Annotated in this window: 24 protein-coding genes and 7 tRNA genes; 4 read left to right on the forward strand and 27 right to left on the reverse strand. The window is 42.0% G+C overall.

The annotated features are described in order from the left end of the window. Positions 1-16 precede the first annotated feature (16 nt). Entirely contained in the window at positions 17-1,315 is a 1,299-nt protein-coding gene (locus V6D42_RS16840) for an arsenic transporter (RefSeq protein WP_333514005.1), read from the reverse strand. Positions 1,316-1,326: 11 nt separating this feature from the next. After that, complete coding sequence (locus V6D42_RS16845) at positions 1,327-1,674, reverse strand: ArsR/SmtB family transcription factor (RefSeq protein WP_333514006.1); 348 nt, start codon at positions 1,672-1,674, stop codon at positions 1,327-1,329. Between the two features lie 181 nt (positions 1,675-1,855). On the opposite strand from V6D42_RS16845, the gene V6D42_RS16850 reads away from it, so the two are divergent. Together V6D42_RS16850 and V6D42_RS16855 are read left to right on the forward strand one after the other, a co-directional pair. Next, positions 1,856-2,176 (forward strand): ArsR/SmtB family transcription factor, encoded by a 321-nt coding sequence (locus V6D42_RS16850; RefSeq protein WP_333514007.1) that lies wholly within the window; start codon positions 1,856-1,858, stop codon positions 2,174-2,176. A 60-nt stretch (positions 2,177-2,236) separates the two neighbouring features. Continuing rightward, positions 2,237-3,532 (forward strand): NAD(P)-binding domain-containing protein, encoded by a 1,296-nt coding sequence (locus V6D42_RS16855; protein WP_333514008.1) that lies wholly within the window; start codon positions 2,237-2,239, stop codon positions 3,530-3,532. A 33-nt stretch (positions 3,533-3,565) separates the two neighbouring features. Here the strand turns inward: V6D42_RS16855 and V6D42_RS16860 are convergent, their stop codons facing one another. From V6D42_RS16860 to V6D42_RS16900, 9 genes are all read right to left on the reverse strand, one after another. Then, positions 3,566-4,060 carry an arsinothricin resistance N-acetyltransferase ArsN1 family A gene (locus V6D42_RS16860; RefSeq protein WP_333514009.1) on the reverse strand — a complete coding sequence of 165 codons (495 nt, stop codon included), beginning with the start codon at positions 4,058-4,060 and terminating at the stop codon, positions 3,566-3,568. A gap of 239 nt (positions 4,061-4,299) precedes the next feature. Beyond that, positions 4,300-4,383: transfer RNA gene (locus V6D42_RS16865), tRNA-Leu, on the reverse strand. A 77-nt stretch (positions 4,384-4,460) separates the two neighbouring features. After that, positions 4,461-4,542, reverse strand: a tRNA-Leu gene (locus V6D42_RS16870). A gap of 11 nt (positions 4,543-4,553) precedes the next feature. Beyond that, positions 4,554-4,629: transfer RNA gene (locus V6D42_RS16875), tRNA-Lys, on the reverse strand. A gap of 27 nt (positions 4,630-4,656) precedes the next feature. Beyond that, positions 4,657-4,731, reverse strand: a tRNA-Gln gene (locus V6D42_RS16880). A gap of 12 nt (positions 4,732-4,743) precedes the next feature. Then, positions 4,744-4,815: transfer RNA gene (locus V6D42_RS16885), tRNA-Glu, on the reverse strand. A 29-nt stretch (positions 4,816-4,844) separates the two neighbouring features. Then, positions 4,845-4,935, reverse strand: a tRNA-Ser gene (locus V6D42_RS16890). A 5-nt stretch (positions 4,936-4,940) separates the two neighbouring features. Then, positions 4,941-5,015: transfer RNA gene (locus V6D42_RS16895), tRNA-Asn, on the reverse strand. A 122-nt stretch (positions 5,016-5,137) separates the two neighbouring features. Continuing rightward, positions 5,138-5,590 carry a SprT family protein gene (locus tag V6D42_RS16900; RefSeq protein WP_333514010.1) on the reverse strand — a complete coding sequence of 151 codons (453 nt, stop codon included), beginning with the start codon at positions 5,588-5,590 and terminating at the stop codon, positions 5,138-5,140. 102 nt (positions 5,591-5,692) lie between these two features. Between V6D42_RS16900 and cmpA the strand changes: the two genes are divergently transcribed. Next, entirely contained in the window at positions 5,693-5,806 is a 114-nt protein-coding gene (cmpA, locus tag V6D42_RS16905; RefSeq protein WP_003225207.1) for a cortex morphogenetic protein CmpA, read from the forward strand. 9 nt (positions 5,807-5,815) lie between these two features. On the opposite strand, the gene V6D42_RS16910 is transcribed toward cmpA, so the two are convergent. From V6D42_RS16910 to acpS, 14 genes are all read right to left on the reverse strand, one after another. Continuing rightward, a complete protein-coding gene (locus tag V6D42_RS16910; RefSeq protein WP_333514011.1) occupies positions 5,816-7,975 on the reverse strand; it encodes a Tex family protein in 2,160 nt (719 codons plus the stop codon). A 208-nt stretch (positions 7,976-8,183) separates the two neighbouring features. After that, a complete protein-coding gene (rsbX, locus tag V6D42_RS16915) occupies positions 8,184-8,783 on the reverse strand; it encodes a phosphoserine phosphatase RsbX (protein ID WP_010333121.1) in 600 nt (199 codons plus the stop codon). Beyond that, the gene (gene sigB / locus V6D42_RS16920) at positions 8,783-9,571 is read right to left on the reverse strand and encodes an RNA polymerase sigma factor SigB (protein ID WP_333514012.1); all 789 of its coding nucleotides are present in this window, start codon (positions 9,569-9,571) and stop codon (positions 8,783-8,785) included. The genes rsbX and sigB overlap by 1 nt, the downstream gene beginning before the upstream one ends. Beyond that, a complete protein-coding gene (gene rsbW / locus V6D42_RS16925) occupies positions 9,537-10,019 on the reverse strand; it encodes an anti-sigma B factor RsbW (RefSeq protein ID WP_010333119.1) in 483 nt (160 codons plus the stop codon). Before rsbW ends, sigB begins: the two co-directional genes overlap by 35 nt. Further along, on the reverse strand, positions 10,016-10,345 hold the full coding sequence (rsbV, locus tag V6D42_RS16930; RefSeq protein WP_333514013.1) for an anti-sigma factor antagonist RsbV: 330 nt from the start codon (positions 10,343-10,345) through the stop codon (positions 10,016-10,018). The genes rsbW and rsbV overlap by 4 nt, the downstream gene beginning before the upstream one ends. A gap of 61 nt (positions 10,346-10,406) precedes the next feature. Further along, positions 10,407-11,414, reverse strand: coding sequence for a phosphoserine phosphatase RsbU (gene rsbU / locus V6D42_RS16935; RefSeq protein WP_010333117.1), 1,008 nt, complete (start codon positions 11,412-11,414; stop codon positions 10,407-10,409). 11 nt (positions 11,415-11,425) lie between these two features. Beyond that, on the reverse strand, positions 11,426-11,827 hold the full coding sequence (rsbT, locus tag V6D42_RS16940; protein ID WP_010333116.1) for a serine/threonine-protein kinase RsbT: 402 nt from the start codon (positions 11,825-11,827) through the stop codon (positions 11,426-11,428). A 3-nt stretch (positions 11,828-11,830) separates the two neighbouring features. Continuing rightward, entirely contained in the window at positions 11,831-12,196 is a 366-nt protein-coding gene (rsbS, locus tag V6D42_RS16945) for an RsbT antagonist protein RsbS (RefSeq protein ID WP_010333115.1), read from the reverse strand. 4 nt (positions 12,197-12,200) lie between these two features. Next, positions 12,201-13,025, reverse strand: a complete 825-nt coding sequence (gene rsbRA, locus V6D42_RS16950) for an RsbT co-antagonist protein RsbRA (RefSeq protein WP_333514014.1) — start codon at positions 13,023-13,025, stop codon at positions 12,201-12,203. A gap of 116 nt (positions 13,026-13,141) precedes the next feature. Continuing rightward, positions 13,142-13,492: a type II toxin-antitoxin system endoribonuclease NdoA gene (ndoA, locus tag V6D42_RS16955; protein ID WP_003156187.1), complete on the reverse strand. Its 351-nt coding sequence runs from the start codon at positions 13,490-13,492 to the stop codon at positions 13,142-13,144. Between the two features lie 4 nt (positions 13,493-13,496). Beyond that, entirely contained in the window at positions 13,497-13,778 is a 282-nt protein-coding gene (endB, locus tag V6D42_RS16960; protein ID WP_003225183.1) for a type II toxin-antitoxin system antitoxin EndoAI, read from the reverse strand. A 117-nt stretch (positions 13,779-13,895) separates the two neighbouring features. Beyond that, positions 13,896-15,065 (reverse strand): alanine racemase, encoded by a 1,170-nt coding sequence (gene alr, locus V6D42_RS16965; RefSeq protein WP_333514015.1) that lies wholly within the window; start codon positions 15,063-15,065, stop codon positions 13,896-13,898. A gap of 116 nt (positions 15,066-15,181) precedes the next feature. Continuing rightward, on the reverse strand, positions 15,182-16,198 hold the full coding sequence (locus V6D42_RS16970; RefSeq protein ID WP_333514094.1) for a LolA family protein: 1,017 nt from the start codon (positions 16,196-16,198) through the stop codon (positions 15,182-15,184). A 165-nt stretch (positions 16,199-16,363) separates the two neighbouring features. Then, positions 16,364-16,729, reverse strand: coding sequence for a holo-ACP synthase (acpS, locus tag V6D42_RS16975; RefSeq protein WP_333514016.1), 366 nt, complete (start codon positions 16,727-16,729; stop codon positions 16,364-16,366). Positions 16,730-16,823: 94 nt separating this feature from the next. On the opposite strand from acpS, the gene V6D42_RS16980 reads away from it, so the two are divergent. Continuing rightward, complete coding sequence (locus V6D42_RS16980) at positions 16,824-17,423, forward strand: rhomboid family intramembrane serine protease (RefSeq protein WP_333514017.1); 600 nt, start codon at positions 16,824-16,826, stop codon at positions 17,421-17,423. Here the strand turns inward: V6D42_RS16980 and V6D42_RS16985 are convergent. Continuing rightward, positions 17,420-18,901 carry a PH domain-containing protein gene (locus V6D42_RS16985; protein ID WP_333514018.1) on the reverse strand — a complete coding sequence of 494 codons (1,482 nt, stop codon included), beginning with the start codon at positions 18,899-18,901 and terminating at the stop codon, positions 17,420-17,422. The two genes, V6D42_RS16980 and V6D42_RS16985, sit on opposite strands and share 4 nt — an antisense overlap. After that, on the reverse strand, positions 18,891-19,370 hold the full coding sequence (locus V6D42_RS16990; protein WP_333514019.1) for a PH domain-containing protein: 480 nt from the start codon (positions 19,368-19,370) through the stop codon (positions 18,891-18,893). Before V6D42_RS16990 ends, V6D42_RS16985 begins: the two co-directional genes overlap by 11 nt. Between the last annotated feature and the right edge of the window lie 142 nt (positions 19,371-19,512).

A 19,512-nucleotide genomic window follows, 5' to 3' on the forward strand; every position in this document is an offset into this window, starting at 1 on the left:
TCTTCTCCTTGAAAGTTTAATGAATAATCATAAGCCAAATATAAAGACCAACAAGTGTAATAAATAGTGTTGGGATTGTTAAGATAATTCCTGTTTTAAAGTATGTTCCCCAAGAAATTTTCACACCTTTTTGAGATAGAACATGTAACCATAAAAGTGTAGCCAGTGAACCAATTGGTGTTATTTTAGGTCCTAAGTCAGAGCCTATCACATTTGCATATATTAATGCTTCTTTCACTATCCCATGTGCATCTGTGCCGGCAATCGCTAATGCATCGATCATAACGGTAGGCATATTATTCATAATAGAAGACAGTATAGCTGCAATAAAGCCCATCCCAATAGTACCCACGAACAATCCTTGGTTAGAAACAGCTTGGATAATATCAGATAGAACATCTGTTAAACCTGCATTTCGTAATCCATATACGACAACATACATACCTATTGAGAAAAATACAATTGCCCATGGTGCGCCTTTAAGAACTTGCTTCGTTTGAACGGCTGAACTCTTTTGAGCCATTGCGAGAAATAAGATAGCAATAATACCAGCTATAATGGAAACAGGTATTGAAAACAGTTCACTTATAAAGTAGCCAACTAACAAGATTCCTAAAACAACCCAAGAAATACGAAACATTTTCTGATCTTTTATAGCTTCCACAGGCTTTTTAACTTCAGAAAGATCATAACGTTTTGGAATGCTTTTTCTAAAGAAAAGGTAAAGAACAATGATACTCGCAATAAGCGAGAACAGGTTTGGAATAATCATTCTGGATGCATATTCAATGAATCCAATGTGAAAGAAATCTGCTGATACAATATTGACAAGGTTACTGACAACTAGTGGTAAGGATGTAGTATCTGCTATAAACCCACTTGCCATAATAAATGGAAAAACCAATTTTTCTTGAAAATTTAAGGCTCGAACCATAGCCAAAACAATTGGAGTTAAGATAAGAGCAGCACCATCATTCGCAAAAAACGCTGCAACAATTGCCCCCAGTATCGTCACATAAACAAACATCAGCACACCATTACCTTTGGCTGCCTTAGCCATATGTAAGGCTGCCCATTCAAAGAAACCTATATTATCGAGAATTAGAGAAATAATGATAATCGCAATAAACGCTAATGTTGCATTCCAAACAATTCCCGTCACCTCTATAACATCTTGAAAATTAACAACCCCTGCAATTAAGGCTAATACAGCGCCTCCGCAAGCTGACCAGCCAATAGATAAATTTTTTGGCTGCCAAATAACAAATACAAGAGTCAGCACAAAAATAAGTGCAGCTAAGATTATCGATAACAACTTAGAACCTCCTAACGACAAGAAACCTGAGTTTCTTTTTGTTTAATTGACTGTAACAACGTATCGCGACAATCAATCTTATTAAGAATAGACAGTATCAAATCATACTCCGGACAAGATTGGTTTATAGAATAAAACCGCCATTGCCCTTTTTTAGATTCATGTACAAGTCCTGCTTTTTTTAATTTACTGAGATGCTGGCTAATAGCAGGTTGACTCATTTGAAACATATCAACTAACTGACAAACACAGTATTCCTTATTTTGAAGAAGTTTCATTATTACGAGCCTCGTTTGATCACTTAAAATTTTTAAGCAATGTACCACATTAACAGCTTCAAGATTAGATTGAGTAGTCATTTCTCCTCCCCCCTCCTTGCGCACATTGTATAATAAGAAAATAATATAAGTCAACGCTTATATAAACAAGTAGGAATTTAATCATCAAAAAAAATTGATTTTTTCTTGATTTCCTTTCTAATTTCACTTATGATTAGTACATCAAAATTAATTGATTAATCAACCAGCGGAGGACTTCAAAATGCTACAAATACCTCTAGAGAATAAACAGTTGCAAGAGACCTTTGAACATTACGAAAAAAAGTTTAAAGCATTATCTGATAAAAAAAGGCTTCATTTGTTACACATTCTTTGTGACCGTGGCTCTACCTGTGTATGTGATTTAATCGATGAAATTCAGATGCCACAATCTAAATTATCTTATCACTTAAAAATTTTATTAGATGCAGGCTTAATTACAAAAGAAACAAAAGGTACATGGAGTTATTACTCCTTGAACGAAAAAGAAATAAACCATTTGCTATCAGCAGAATTATGCTGTTTATTCCGCCCTTCTCGCTAGGAAGGGAATTATTTTCAATTTATATATCAAAAAAAATTGATTTATAGGGGGATACATATTATGAAAAAAACATTACCAGTAGCCATTATTGGAGGAGGACCAGTAGGAATTGCGGCAGCAGCTCATCTTGTTAAAAGAAACGAATCATTTATTCTGTTTGAATCAGGAAAAGAAATCGGAACCAACTTTTTAAGTTATGGGCATGTACGGCTGTTTTCACCCTGGGAATATAATATAGACCAAGCAGCAAAAGAATTATTACAAAAACACGATATTCCTCTTCCTCCAAAAGATGAACTCCCACTAGGAGAAGAGATTGTTTCCAAATACTTAAAACCACTAACGGAACTGCCTGAATTGAAACCTTATATCCATGTGAACAGCCCTGTTCTTCATGTTGGAAAAAAAGGGTTTGATAAAGTCAAAACAAAAGGCAGAGATCAAGCATCCTTTATCGTTCGAGTGAAAGTAAACAACACTGAAGAGAAAATATATGAGGCAAAAGCAGTTATTGACGCTACAGGTACTTGGCAAAATCCAAATCCAATAAACGCTGAAGGACTCATAACTGATGCTGAAAAAAGGATTTCTAATCAGATTTATTATGGGATTCCAGATATTTTAAATCGGGATCGAAATCGATATAAAAATAAGACTGTTGCAGTTGTTGGGAGTGGTCATTCAGCTGTAAATACTTTGCTAGATTTAACACAGTTAAAAGAGCAAACTGAAAATACAGAGATCATCTGGATTCTAAGAAAACAGGATATTACAGAAGTTTTCGGGGGAGAAGGAAATGATCAGTTGCCTGCTAGAGGGCAATTAGGGATAAAATTACGGGGCATCTTAGAAAATGGACTTATTAAATCGTACCCTTCATCGTTCATTGAAAATATCGCACCCACATCTGACGGTAAATTAAATATTTTTGGATACCAGCAACAGGAACAAAAAATAATTAAGGATGTAGACGAAATTATTGCGAATACAGGTGCAAGACCAGATTTTCAGTTTTTAAAAGAAATTCGCCATACATTTGATTCTGCTTTAGAGTGCGTGCCAGATTTGGCTAATTTAATTGATCCTAATATCCACAGCTGCGGAACTGTTCGACCACATGGCGAAAAAGAATTAAGACAGCCTGAAAAAAACTTCTATATTATTGGCTCAAAAAGTTACGGAAGAGCACCGACATTCTTATTAGCTACTGGTTACGAGCAGGCTCGCTCTGTTGTGGCATATATCACTGGTGATAAGGAATCTGCTGAACGTGTGGAATTAAAACTACCTGAAACAGGAGTTTGTAAACTAACACCAAAACCTTCTGTTGCTAAAACATCCTGCTGTTGTGATTAATATAAAAAAACAGGTCTCTCTTTAGAGACCTGTTTACTTTGTAAGTATTTTCTCCATTGCCATTACATCTACATAATGACCGTCGATTTTCCCTTGTTCTTTAAATATACCAACTTCGCGATACCCCATTGAAGCATATAAACCCTGCCCTAATTGATTAAAAGGAAATGTAAATAACACGATCTTATGTATCTTGGATTTAATTGCTTCTTTTTCAATATTCGACAAAAGTTCTTTACCTATACCTTTTCCTCGATGATTACGATCAATATATATAGATAAATCAGCAACACCTTGGTATGCGCAACGGTGAGAATATGGATTTAGAGAAACCCACCCTACTACACAATCGTCTATTTCAGCAACAAGGACCTTATATTTCCCTTCACGATTAGAAAACCAATTTGCCATATAATCAATATCTTTTTCTTCTACTTCTAATGTAGCAATCTGATCAGCTATGCCTTGGTTATAAATATCTAATATTCTATTTACATCCGATTCTTTTGCAGTTCTTATAAGAAGCATCCCATATCCCCTTTCTTTTTTTACATTTTAATCAATTTTTTTTGATTAATCAAGTATATAAACACTACCTGCCACTTTAAAGGAAAATATCAAAACAACAAGAAATGTTTCATGAACACCTATCCTAATAATTTAAAAAGATAACTTACTTTAGGTAAGTGGGCAGTTTGTGGGCAGCAGACAATCTAAAAACAAGCACAAAAAAATACCAAGGACGTCAAAACCCTTGGTATCATTGATGCGGCCGAGAGGACTTGAACCTCCACGGGTTATTCACCCACTAGGCCCTCAACCTAGCGCGTCTGCCATTCCGCCACGACCGCGTGACTATTAAAATGTTGTGCTGGTTTTCAGGCTCTTAACCTAGTAAAACCAATTTGCGTGCACTTTGTAAATAAAGTGCGGGTGAAGGGACTCGAACCCCCACGTCGTAAGACACTAGATCCTAAGTCTAGCGCGTCTGCCAATTCCGCCACACCCGCAAAAAGACAAATGGTGAGCCATGAAGGACTCGAACCTTCGACCCTCTGATTAAAAGTCAGATGCTCTACCAACTGAGCTAATGGCTCTTACTATTTAATTTCAAAAAATAAAAATGGCTGGGCTAGCTGGATTCGAACCAACGCATGACGGAGTCAAAGTCCGTTGCCTTACCGCTTGGCTATAGCCCAACGAAAATGGAATGACCCGTACGGGATTCGAACCCGTGTTACCGCCGTGAAAGGGCGGTGTCTTAACCGCTTGACCAACGGGCCGATGGTTGAGAACTTATATCGCAATCTTATGGCGGAGAAGGAGGGATTTGAACCCTCGCGCCGCTTACGCGACCTACACCCTTAGCAGGGGCGCCTCTTCAGCCACTTGAGTACTTCTCCAAATATGGCTCCACAGGCAGGATTCGAACCTGCGACCGATCGGTTAACAGCCGATAGCTCTACCACTGAGCTACTGTGGAATAATGAGACAAGATTCATTATATCAGGTTTGTCATTCAGAGTCAAGAGGAAATGTTTTTTATTTATCTCTCGTGACGACTTTTATAATGTAACATAGGCTTGCCAGTTTCGTCAACCTTTTTTACGAAAAAATTCTTTTTATTTTCCCGCGGCATTTTCCGCATCTGTATCTGTCAGGATTCATGGCGCGTCTCTTTATATACTGTTGGCCGCAAGCCGTACATATATACCTATATGTTTTGTTGCTTTCTGTTTTTTTCTTTAGAGGCGTACAGAAGCGGGGCGCATTGACTTGCTGGAGAAGCGTTCTGAAATCTCTGTCCCTGTGCTTGTATCCTTTTCCTTCAAGGTGAAGGTGATAATGGCACAGCTCATGCTTGATAATGCCGATCAGTTCCTCTCTGCCGTGCTCAATCAAATATTTTCTGTTCAATTCGATGTTATGAGAGGTTAACAGGTATCTTCCGCCGGTCGTTTTAAGTCTGTCGTTGAAAACAGCCTGATGTCGAAACGGTTTTTTGAAAAATGTGTTGGAAATATCCTCTGTAAGCTTTTGCAGCTCTTTGTTATCCATGGTGCACCTCACTAAAAAAACATTGAACGGGACAATTCACTGTTCGCATACAATAGGGTAATCACCGCCCCTCTTATATAAAAGCTGAGGAGGAATGAGCCTATGCCAAATTGGCTGAAGAAACAGATGCAAAAAGCGTTCCTTGAAAAAGATAATTATCAAATTAAACTGCTGAATCAATGCTGGTATTTCTATAGGAAAAAACACTGCTCGTAAGCAGTGCTTTTATTTTACCATAGACAGTGATACTCTGCCTTTTTGCACATCGACACCGTCAACCCAAACCGTCACGATGTCACCGACGGATACAACATCAAGCGGATGCTTGACGAATTGATTGCTGAGTTTTGAAATGTGCACAAGCCCGTCCTGTTTGACTCCGATATCAACAAACGCTCCGAAGTCCACTACATTGCGCACGGTGCCCTGCAGCTCCATTCCTTCTTTCAGATCCTCCAGTTGAAGGACGTCTGTTTTCAGCAGAGGCTTAGGCACCTCATCACGCGGATCACGTTCAGGTCTTGTCAGCTGTTCACAAATGTCTTTGAGCGTAATTTCACCGATTCCCAGTTCTTTTGCTGTTTCAGAAAGCTCTAATTTGTTAATTTTGTCCTTCAATTCCGCCGTGCCGATTTGCTCTGTTGAAACACCGAGCTTTTTCAAAAGCGTTTTTGTTTCTTTATAGCTTTCCGGGTGGATCCCTGTTCTGTCCAAAGGCTCTGTCCCTTCCTGCACTCTTAAAAAGCCGATACATTGTTCATAGGTTTTCGCGCCGAGCCTTGGAATATCTTTCAGTTCTTTTCGATTCGAAAATTTACCGAGCTCTTCCCGCTTTTTGACAATGTTGCCCGCTACGGACTTTGATAATCCCGCTACATACTGAAGCAGCGCCGCGGAAGCTGTGTTGACATTTACTCCTACCTGGTTTACCACTGTCTCAACGACAAAGCGCAGGGATTCATTTAAGCGTTTTTGGCTGACGTCATGCTGATACTGTCCGACACCTACAGATTTCGGATCAATTTTGACAAGTTCCGCAAGCGGATCTTGAACTCTCCGTGCGATGGATACTGCACTGCGTTCCTCGACCTGAAGCTCAGGGAATTCTTCTCTGGCAAGCTCAGAAGCCGAATAGACGCTTGCCCCCGCTTCATTGACAATCACATAATAAATATCACGCGGCGTGTCCTTCAGCACATTCACAATGAATTGCTCTGTCTCCCTGGAGGCCGTGCCGTTTCCAATCGCCACCATTTCCACTTGATACTCTTCTAGAATCGCTTTCACTTTCTCATGAGCTTCCTTCGTTTTTTTGACAGGTGCATGCGGGTAAATCACATCAATTTTTAAGACTTTCCCGGTTTCATCTGACACTGCCAGCTTACAGCCTGTTCGGAAAGCCGGATCTACACCGAGAACCGTCTTGCCTTTCATCGGCGGCTGAAGGAGAAGCTTTCTGAGGTTCTCAGAAAAAATATGAATCGCCTGTTCATCTGCTTTTTCTGACAGCTCTTTTCTGATTTCACGTTCAATGGCAGGCTGAATCAGTCTTTTGTAGCTGTCTTCAATTGTTTCCTGCAAAATGTCTTTTACAGACGTTGAGCGGTTTTTGATGATTTGTTTTTCTAAATAAGTCTTAATGTGATCTGCTGGCGGTTCGATAGACACCTTTAAAATGTCTTCTTTTTCGCCGCGATTCATGGCAAGCACTCTGTGCGGAACGACCTTTGCGATTGGCTCTTCATACTCGTAGTACATTTCGTAGACGTTTTTTTCATCTCTGTCTGCTGATTTTCCGGCAGCTGACTTGATCGTTCCTTTTTTAAAGGTTTCCTGGCGAATCCATTTTCTGAAATTCGGTTCGTCCGAGATTTGTTCCGCAATAATATGCTTGGCGCCTTCAATGGCTTCTTCTCTGGTGAACACTTCTTTTTCTTCGCTGATATATTGGTCTGCTGTTTCTGCAAGGCGGTCATCTTGCGGAAGGGTCATGATATAGTCAGCAAGCGGCTCAAGACCTTTGCTTTTGGCAACTGTCGCTTTCGTTTTGCGCTTTTGTTTATACGGGCGGTAGAGGTCTTCTACTTCCTGAAGTTTTACGGATTGGTCAATTTTGCGTTTTAATTCATCTGTTAGTTTATCCTGCTCAGCGATTAGCCTGATCACTTCTTCTTTTCGCTGATTCAGGTTTTGTATGTATTGCCATCGTTCAGAAATGGTCTGGATCTGAACCTCGTCCATTGAACCCGTCTGCTCTTTTCGATATCTGGCAATGAACGGAACTGTGTTGCCGTCCTCAAGCAGGCGGATGACGCTTTCAACATGTTTTTGTGATAAACCTATTTCTTTCGCAATTTGCTGTTTCAAAAGGGCTGACGTTTCCATGTAACCATAGCCTCCAATTTTGTCGTTCTTTCTCTAGTGTATCAAAAACAGAAAAAAACACATAAAAAAAGACAGATGATGCTGCCTGTATCTTTATTCATTTTTAAAAGTTTCTGTAAACCGCCGCTCATAAAGTTCCGTAAGTGGCTTATTAATAGTCCACTACAAAAAAAGAAGCCGGCTTTCCCAGCTTCTTTTTTCTACTTTCCTAGGACAGCAGTCCAAGAATATATGTCAGATCGTCTCTTCTAGATGTCGTATACATTTTCAGCGAATTTGATATTTCTTCTACCGATTGGCCTTTTTTTAAGTGGGAGCGGATATCGGGTACGTTGAGTCCATCTGTATGTATAATGAACTTAGAACCCTTTTCATAGGTAGCGGTGTGCGTTTTGTATTTTTGCGGCTTGCCTGATAAATAGCCTGAAATCGGGAGAGGATAAAAGCTTTCACCAGACGGGGAATGCAGAATAAACTGTACATTTCCGACGGAGCAGTACGTAAACTGCCTTTGTTCAAAGTTGATTTTCAAAACAGAAGCTGTAGCCCCTCTTTTGTTTTTCATCGCCTGATTACAGCGTTCGATGATGCTTTGTACGTCTTCGTTCGCATAGTTTTCCACTAAGTCTTTGATTGCTGAAGAAGATTCGTTGGCAAGCGATCCGCTTCCAAGTCCGTCAGCTACCGCACAAATTAATTCTTGATCATCAGCTTTCATAAAAAAACTGTCACCGCAAATCGATTTTCCTTCTTTATTCAGTTGGTATACAAGGGTTTGAATATGCTCGTTTTCTTCAACCTGGATCATTACATTAACTCCATGGAGGGATCTTCAATCAAGGCCTCTCTGAGCTTCTTCACAGCTTTGCGCTGCAGACGCGAGACGTGCATTTGAGATATACCGAGAATGTCCCCAGTTTCTTTTTGACTTTTGTTTTGAATGTACGTTAGGTCTATAATTTGTTTTTCACGGTCTGAAAGGACATGAAGCACGCTCTGCAGCATCATTTTCTGGTTCACCCGCTCATATCCATCCTCCTGTGAACCGACGATATCGAGAATGGTGACTGTGCTTCCGTCCGCATCTGCTTCAAGACTGTGATCAACAGATAAGGCTTGATAGCTTTTGCCCATCTCCATGGTTTCAAGAACCTCTTCCTCTGATACATCGAGGAATTCAGCAATCTCTTCCACTTTCGGCGACCTTTGTGTTTCTGTCGTCAGCTGATCGACCGCCATTTTGATTCTCGGCCCCAGTTCTTTGATTCGTCTCGGAACATGAACGCTCCACGTCTTATCTCTGAGGAAACGTTTAATCTCCCCGATTATGGTCGGGATCGCAAAAGCTTCAAACGATTTGCCCACCACGGGATCATAGCGCTTAATCGCGCCGAGAAGCCCGATCATGCCGACTTGGCGGAGATCTTCGTGGAAGCTTTTGCCCTTTGAGTATTTCTTCGCAAGCATATCAACCAGATTCGTATACACCCGCACAAGCGTTTCCTGCGCCTGTTCATCTTGTTTTGTTTGGTAATCACTTATGAGCCGATCGACTTCATCTTTAGTTAGTTTCGTAGTTTTTGATGGTTGTGTCATGATCAACTCGCTCCCCATTTAAATACTTTGTCATCGCTACGGTGACGCCGGAGTTGTTTTGCACTCTGACTTCATCCATGAGCGTTTCCATTAAATATAGACCGAGCCCTCCTTCTGATAATTGATCGACTGTGTGTGAAGGTGTGTACGGCCCAAGATCCTGCTGCTTTTCATCAAAATCAAAGCTGTCGCCTTCATCTGCCACAATGACCTCCAAACGATCCTCGAACACGCCGAATCGTATTGACACTTCCCCGTTTTTGTCTTCTTTATAAGCGTGCTGAACCGCATTTGTACAAGCTTCGCTCACTGCGATTTTCAGATCTTCAATTTCATCGTACGTATAGCCCATTCTGCTTGCAACACCAGACAGAGTCAGCCGTATAATCCCTACGTATTCAGGCTGGGCCGGCACTTTCATTTCGATGTAATCAGCTTTGTTATTCATTGCACTCCACCTTCTGACTTTGCTGAAATATCAATGATGTCCTTAAGACCAGTAATTTCGAACAGACGGATCAGCCGGTCAGACAGATTTTCAAGCTTGAGGGAACCGCCTTGTTTTTTCACTGTTTTAAAAACGCCTACGAAGACGCCAAGTCCGGTACTGTCCATGTAGCTGACATCCTTCAGGCAAATCCTTAAGTCTGCACCTTGTTCCGCCAGAGGAACGAGCTTTTCTCTTAGAACCGGCGCTGAATACACATCAATTTCTCCAGCAATGTTTACTTGTATATCATCGACATTCTGTTTCACATCAATATTTATATTCATTCGTATCACCTCAAATTATCCTTTAAATAACTAATAGTTATATACCCACGGCCGGCGAACGCTAAACCTTTCTTCTTAAAACAATTAACGTAAAATCATCATGAAGCTGAAAATCCTGCAATTTGAGGAGGCTGTCATAAATGTTTTTGACCATTTCCTGGGCATCACAACACATATGTTCCTCAATGAGCTTCTGTATATCGTGACGCTCCAAGAAACCGTTTTCCGTCCTGCATTCTGTAACACCGTCAGAAAATAAAACAATCATATCTCCCTTTTCAAGTTGCTTGTCAAATTGCCTGTAGTCATAATCTTGCGAAATTCCGAGAACCAGCCCTTTAGCATCTAAATCATAAAATGTATTATCTTTTTGAGAATAGTAAAATCCCGGTTCATGTCCCGCTGAAGCGTATGTAAATCGATGATTGTCCGTATTGTAATTGGCATAAAACATCGTAATAAACATACTGGCATCAACGTTTTGTTCAACAACGCGATTCAAGTTTTTCAGCACCTGTGATGGGTGAATGCCTGTTTCCGGCAAAGAATCCATTGCGTATTTAATCATAGACATACATAAAGCTGCCGGAATCCCTTTACCGATGACGTCAGCAATGGCAATATTAATGGACTCTTTGTCTTTAACAAAATGGTAATAATCACCGCTCATCTGTTTGGCGGGCACACTGATCGCGCCAATGTCCAGCGCTTCTTCCTCCGGAATTTTTGTTCCCAGAAGCGTCTGCTGTACATTAGCTGCAATTTCAATTTCTGATTTGATTTCCTGCTGTATCCCTCTAAGGGTTTGATGCTCCTGATAAGCCATTCCATATCCAATCATGACTTCTATTAAAAAATCCAGCGAATGAAAAACATCTTCCGGGAGACTTGGATACAGCTCCTTCAGCACTTTTCGGTGAATGCTGATGATTTCTTCCGGAGGAATTTGATGCTCGATTGTTTTTCGGCTGAATTTTTGGGCCTGATATAAAGATGTTTCCGTTAATTCGGCTATATATCGATTAAGCAGCTGATGATACCGCTGCTCAATAACCTCCCTAAAATCCACTTTCTTACCTCCTACCGAAGCCATTTAATGGCTTGTATCTCTGTACCTTCCCCCGTTACGGAATTTAAACTGAATTCATCCATCAGCCTTTTCACACCGGGAAGTCCCGCTCCGAGTCCGCCTGACGTGGAAAACCCGTCTTCCATGACTTTACGGATATCTGGAATCCCCGGCCCTTTGTCTTCCGCTATAATTTTCAGGCCCTTTTTTCCTCTATCTGTGACCTGTTCAATCCCAATCTGGCCCTTGCCGGCATATAAATAAATGTTTCTGGCTAATTCTGATATAGCCGTTGTGATCCTTGCCTGGTCTACCGTGCCGAAACCCAGCTCTTTTGCAACGTTTCGTCCCAGTTGTCTGGCGGCCACAATATCCCATTCTGTCATGATTTTTACACAGGATTGGTCGTTCATTCGCTATTCCCCCAATTCCCGCTTCAATGTCTCAAGCCCCTGCTCTAAGTCGAGTGCAGTTTCGATTTCCTCAAGTGCAATTCCAAGTTCAATCAGCGTAACTGCAACGGCAGGCTGAATGCCGGTTAAGACAACTTTTGCCCCCATTAACTTAGACATTGTAATGACGTCGCCCAGCACTTTAGCGATAAATGAATCTATTATATCTACAGATGTCAGGTCAATCACGACTCCGTTAGCACCTGTTTCATATATTTTATTTAATAAGTCTTCTTGAAAGGTTAATGCGGTTTGATCATCTAGTTCCCATTGAATAGATACTAATAAGCAATTATACAGTTTCAAGATCGGGATTTTCGGATGTCTCACAATGTTATTCCCCCAATGAAACGATTTTTCGATCCGTCAGTTCCAATGCTGTTTGAATTCCTTTTTGCAGGGTATTCTTAGTTATAACTTGGGATAAATCAATGCCCAGGTTGACGATTGTCTGAGCAATTTCCGGCCGTATTCCGGCGAGCAGGCATTTCGCTCCGACAAGCCTTACAGCTTCAGACGCCTGAATAATATGGTGGGCAACCATCGTATCAACGACAGGAACACCTGTAATGTCTATCAACACGACTTGCGACCGGTGTTTAACAACGCCGTTAAGAAGGTTTTCCATAATTCTTTTTGCTCGTTCGGTATCAATTGTTCCGACCAGCGGCATTACGGTGATGTTTTCAAACACCGGGATGAGCGGCGCAGATAGCTCCTGCAGCGCAATTTTTTGCAGTGATACTGTTTTTTCCCATGAAATTGAGTATTGGTTAAAAATCTCAGTATTAATCGGGCTGAAAAAGCGGTCGATCTGCCAGATTAATTCCGTACTCTCTTCATCTGGCAATCTCTTATCGTTCATCTTCGTGTAGAGACGCTTCCAAAATTCAGCTAGCACCGTAGCCAGAAACTTTAAAGAGAGTCCGATTTGGACAGCTCTTAACGCCAGTTCGCTGATTTGGCTTTCAGCAGCACTGTCATCCTTAACAGATGAGAGCAGAATGTCGATATATTCTTTAGATATATTTTCATACACTTGGTGAGTCAGCTGATAGGATTCTTGCTCGCTTAATTCTTTTAGTGTGTCAGTCCACAGTTGGAGCAGTTCATTTTGATTCTCGGCAATGAACTGGTATACAGTCTGGTTCGACATCAAATTCGCTTACCTCCCGATAAAAAACAACATATTTTTTCCGTTATTCCACTATTATATCGTTAATTTTTTTTGAAAACAAAAAAAGTTGCTCTATTTGAGCAACTAGGCAAATATTACTAAAAATCAATGAGTGCCAAACTGATCTGTAAGGCTTCATCAACCTTATCCATCATTTCATCATCCAGATGAGTAATCTTATCCGTTAACCTTTGCTTGTCAATCGTCCGAATTTGCTCCAGCAAAATAACGGAATCTCTTTCAAAACCGTAGCGTTTTGCATCAATTTCGACGTGGGTTGGTAATTTCGCTTTCTGTATTTGGGCTGTTATGGCTGCAACAATAGCAGTTGGGCTGAAGCGATTTCCGATGTCATTTTGGATCACTAAAACCGGGCGCACCCCGCCTTGCTCTGAGCCAACAACAGGAGATAAATCAGCAAAATAAACATCGCCGCGTTTCACAATCAAATGATTATCCTCCGCTGACTAAGCGCTCAACTGTCGTTTCAGCCTCGCACTCCGCAAAGTGAGCCTCGGAAGAAATATTCAGGTTGATCTTCGCCATTTCCATATAGCCGCGTCTCATCAAATCACGGTTGTGACGAGTTGTTCGTTCGCTGACATAGGCTCTCACTGCTTGTGATATCAGTTCGTTTCTGCTTCGTTTCTCCCGCATCGCTACACCATCCAATTCAGCTACTAGGTTTTCGGGCAAGCTGATTTTCATTTCGGTTCTTGCGCTGGATTCAGACAAAAAACATACACCTCCACCAAACTTACGGATACGACTCTTTTATCCATCCAGTGATAATGATACCATTATTCACTCATCAAGCAAAGCTGTTTTAAAAATTCTCTATCGTGACATGAGCTATTTGCTTGTATTCCCCTGCAATAAAGGATTCCTCACTTCCATTATACTCCCATTTTCCAAAAACATACGGGGGACGCGCGAACTTATTGTACAAGCCACCTCGTAGTTAATGGTTTCGAGCCTGCCTGCGATCTCATCCATGGAAATATATTCATCCCCCTGGCTGCCGATTAAAGTGACTTTTGTGCCAGGCGGATATTCATGATCGAGCTCCACCATAAATTGGTCCATGCAGATTCGGCCGGCGATTTTCAGCCGTTTTCCTTTTACGAGTATCTCTGTTCCCTTTAATTTGCGGAGCCAGCCGTCCGCATAACCAACGGGTACCGTTCCGATCCACGTGTCTTTTTCCGCTGTGTATTCCGCCCCGTAGCTGACACTTTTCCCTTTGTGTACCTTTTTGACATGCGACAGGGTCGAATGCAGGGTGAATGCGGGTCGCAGTTTAAACGGGATTTCATCGGTAATTTCCGCTGACGGACGAAGACCGTACATGCCGATCCCAAATCTGACCGCGTTAAAAAAGCCTTTTTTCAGACGCAGTCCGGCGGCGCTGTTGGCGCAGTGAACCATCAGTTTCTTTAAAGGCAGAGGAGCAATCAATTCTTTAAAGCGTTCAAACTGCATCAAAAAGTAGCCTCTTTGTTTTTCATCAGCAGTCGCAAAATGAGTGAAGACCCCTTTGCATTTTAAGCCCGGATTTCGTTCCAGAATGGTCATCACGTGATGAATCTCTTCTTCTGTTTTCACGCCGAGCCTGTTCATTCCCGTATCGACTTTCAGATGAAAATGAAGGGAAGCTTTCTTGAGGTGGCGAGCAGCTTCTTGAAGCCATTCAACAGAATACCCCGTTAAAGTCACGTCGTATTCCGCTGCGATTTTCACATACTCCGGAGGCACCGCACCGAGCACCAATATCGGCGCTGTCAGGCCCCGCTGGCGAAGAGAAATCGCTTCATCCAAGATCGCCACGGCTAAGCATGAAGCACCTGCCTCAAGAGCAGCCTTCGCTACTTCTGCATCCCCATGTCCATAGGCATTTGCTTTCACAACCGCCATCAGGTGGACCTGTTCACCAATGTGTTTTTTCATATTACTGACATTTTCTTTAATCGCGGACAGATCAATTTCCGCCCACGTATCTCTGTAAAAAGGTTTTGTGCTCATTTATGACACTTCCTAGCGTTTATTCAATATCATTTACATATCATACTAAAATTATAGGGCAAAGTGAAATTCTGCCTGACGAAAAAAAGGCCAAATTGTATTCGGCCTTTAGGAGATTATTTGGATGATTGTCCCTGCATGCTTTTGGCGACTGTCACCATCTCCTCTTGTGACAGATCTTTAGATGACAGAAGATAATCCACACCTTCGTAAGTCCATGTTAGCGAGGCATCTGATAAGGCGCCGATTGTGTAGCCAAGGTTAACCGGTTCCGCGTTCAGCGTAACTGAGGAGGAAGCTTTCGCAACCTGGGCTTTCTCCTGAATTAAGGTAAACGATTTTTCTCCGCCGTAAGTCATGATGACGCGCTTGCCATCTTCCGTTGAAATATCTTTTTCTTCAAGCAGTTTTACGCCTAGCGGCAGTTCAAGCGGCGTTTTAATGGCAAAAGAGTCGGAAGGTTTCGCACTAGTGGCGACATCCATTTGAGAAAGGGTCATATTTTTCTTTTCATCAAAGGACTCTTTGTCGAATTGCTTATTGAATTGGAAGCTGCTGAACTCTACTTTCACCATCACTTTTCGGTCGGTATCCATCACTTTGACAGATAACGGGCTCATGTCCTTCTTGTTAAATGTGATTTCTTGTGTCGGAAGCATTTTGTTATGCTGATAGTTCGTTTTTGTTTCAAATACGTATTTTGATTCTTTTGAAGTGAAGACTGCATCCGAATCGTTTTGAATATCCTTCACTAGCGATTCAAACAAATAGACTTGGCTGCTGTTGTTTGGCCAGTCGCTTTGAAATCTGAAGCTCTTATTTAAAGACGGTGTGAGAACAAATACTCCGTTTTCGTTTCGTAAAATGACTTGGTTTTGGTCCTTTTTCGGATTTTCCAGATAGACCCGGTACAGAGACGGTTTTTTGTGCCAAATTTCCACATTGTATACTTGCGGGTCACTCCCTGTCTCAATGGTCATTTTTGCTTTTGCTTTGTACGAGGTATATTCTTTCGCCTTCTCGTCCAGCCCGGTAACGACATCTTCCTGTGATTTTTGTCCGCAGGCAGAAAGAATAAGGACAGCCAGCAGTCCCGTTAAAAGCAAAACAAAGCTTTTTCTCACCTTTTTCAACCCCTTTTTCTCAATTGATGTAAAAGGAAGAAATCGCTTGTTTGACTTTAACGGTACGCTCGGTAAACGTTTAAACAGAACAGAGGCGTACCATAAAAGCCTCAAACAACTCGTCTCCCTTAATGCATTATCAAATATATGAGAGGGGTGTCCCTAATATGCAGACTAGCTTGACAACCTTTCAATGACAACCTGCGCAGCCGCATATTCCTTCGCATGAGTGATTGATACATGAACGGCGGCTTGGCTCAGCTTTGCGCAAACAATAAAAGGCTTGCCATTCAAATCTTTTGTAATTTCAATGTCATGAAAGCTTAGGTGCTTGCCTATTCCTGTGCCGTATGCTTTCGAAAAAGCTTCTTTTGCCGCAAATCTTCCTGCGAGAAATTCGATTTTTCTTTTCTCAGAAAGCTCCTGATACTGAGCAAACTCGCAGCCTGTTAAAATGCGCTCGGCAAATCGTTTCTGGCGATTGGCCATTGAAGCGATCCGCTTAAGTTCAATGATGTCTAATCCTATACCGTAAATCATATTTTACAACCACCTTTGCGCTCGTACTATTTGAATGGTTTGTCTCATAAACGTGTTACTATAGAAATACCAAAATGAAGAAATGGGGCTCGGCATGTTTATACGGACTGAAAACTTTCAAACCTTTGTCAGGCTTTATCCCGTTGTCACCTTTATATTGGCTGCTCAGGCCATTCTCTGGCTGTTCTTTTCACTTCCTGTCCCTTCAGTCGCGTTGTGGAGAGACGCTCTCACAGGCTATAACCTTGGCGTCGCTAACGGAGAATGGTGGCGGCTGGTCACGCCGATTTTCCTTCACGCAGGGTTTACCCATCTGCTGTTTAATTCAATGTCCATCTTTTTATTTGCACCGGCTCTGGAACGAATGCTTGGAAAAGCACGTTTCCTTCTTGTGTATGCAGGCTCCGGAATGATCGGAAACATCGGCACGTATTTTACAGAACCGCTGGATTATCTGCATGTCGGGGCTTCTGGCGCGATTTTCGGGCTGTTCGGCGTTTATCTGTTTATGGTTCTTTATCGTAAAGAGCTGATCGGGCAGGACAATTCCAAAATGATTCTCACATTGCTTGCCTTTGCCGTTCTCATGTCGTTTATCAACTCCAATATTAACATGATGGCCCACCTGTTTGGACTTTGCGGCGGGTTTCTCCTGTCTTTTTTATGTGTGCAAAAAAAAGAGCGGCGGTATTAACCGTCCGCTTTTTCATATGAGTACCAATTTAAAATGAAATCTGCATCCTCTTCTCCCACATCTCTCACCGTTAATTCTTCCATATGGCTTGACGATTTTACCGAGGTGGAAAGAGTATACAGCTTCCCCTTCTTTTGAAAATAAGATTGGCTCGCTTTGCATACCTGCATTCGCTTTCTCAACACAATTGCAGTCGTTCTGCTGATAAACCTCGATGTCAGCTGGAGACGGTCTCCGCTGATCACCCAGGCCGCATCCTTATAGGCAAGATACCCGAAAAACAACTCAATCGGCAGCAGGACAATCGAGAAATAGCCCCATGGCTGAAAGAAAATACAGAGTGGAATAATTAAAAAAATGGAAAAAATGGTTGAGCGGAATAAGTACCGCTTCAATGCGCGCCGCGGCAGATGGCGGCGATTTTCTTCCAGCGTGTATTCCGGTGTAAAAGTACGCAGCATGCCGGGAAGCTTTTTTTTGTGAATCATCGGAAACAGAATGGTCGACGCGCCCTCTGCTTTTTCCGGGTCTCCTCCGCCGCCTGCGCTGACGATTGACACCGTCGCAAAACCGAAAAGCTGGCGGATGATGTTTTCTTTTATTTTGATGGCTTGTATTTTTCGAAGCGGTATGGTGACTTGGTGTTTTTCAATAATACCCCTTGAGATTACCAATTCCTGCTCTTTTTTAATGATTTGAAAGTTAGCATATTTGAACATCATGCCGGCTATGCTGAGCATCCAGGTGATAAATAAACCGATAAAGATAAGCACGGCGTATATGCCTATGTTGGCATGCTGCAGAAAGGAGAATTTCTTGAAGAGCCAATCCATCGGCAGCACCTCGTCCAGCTGAGAAATGAGCGCAAATACAGCAGAGATAATTACGCCGATCCCTCCGGATGTTGAAGCGGCCATGAGTAATTCTTTTGCATTCATGCTATAGCTCACCTGCGGCTCCGCATCCGGGACCGCCTCTTTAGCTTCTGACAGGCCTTCCCCGGTATCGATTGAATGTCTTTCTGCTTTTTTCTTAAATACGGCTTCTTTAATTCTTTCAGCTTCTTCAACTGAAATAGCCGATAATACTGCTTCCGCCTCTTTGCCGCCTCCAGCCGTTTCAATTTGCAGTTTGACAAGCTTGAAAATTTGCTGGACCACTCCCGCACTCGTATTCATTGTCTGAATCCGGTCAATCGATATGTATCTCTTTTTCGTTACAAACAGGCCTTCTTCGATTCTAAATTCATCATCTTCGATTCGATAGGAAAACTTTCTCCATTTGATAATGCTTGCTGCCACGAGCCAGATGAACAAAACACCGAGCGCGATGGCTCCGTAAAAACGGACAGTGTGATTAGAGTTGACGATATACACAAAAAAGAATGGCAGAATGATATTTTTTATCGTTTGAATAATGGTATGGGATAAATTCAAAATGACTGCCGCCGGGTGAAGGCGCTTCGGTTCAGACATCATCGTCAGTCACCCTTGCCAAGCGCGATATGGAGTCTCTCAGCTGATCCGCTTCCTCCATCTCTAAAGCAGGAATTGAATGCACAGTTGCCGCCGTAAAGATTTTCACTGTTGCCAGATTGTATTTTCTTAATAACGGCCCTTGTGAGGTGTCTACGTGCTGGACCCTGACCATCGGTACGATCACGCGTGTCACAACAAAGATACCCGATTGAATGTCTATTTCATTATCATGAACTTCGTAACGCCACACTTTGTGCCGGACCTTTGGAATGAGATAAACCGTCACGACCGAACCCAGCAGCCAAACTGCGCCGAGCACGCCGCTGATCCAGTAAGGCCAATGAAAAAAATAACTTAACACTGCAACTGCTATGACAATAAGCAAGCAGACAGCGGATATTATTATCTCTTGAAGTCGCCAAACCTTTAATCCGTCTGGACTGATTTGGTTTTTTGGCTGCTCTCTCAAAATACCTACCTCCCGTTTTTATCATCGTTACTTATACGCACTTATGCAGAAAAAGTTTCATCTTTAAGCATACATAGAAAAAACGGTTCCGTCAGCTGAAAGTTTGCTTAATGGTCATGCATTTGAACATAAAAAAAGCCCA

Origin of the sequence: Bacillus sp. 0909A (assembly GCF_036765115.1) — a bacterium.
Lineage (GTDB): Bacteria > Bacillota > Bacilli > Bacillales > Bacillaceae > Bacillus > Bacillus mojavensis.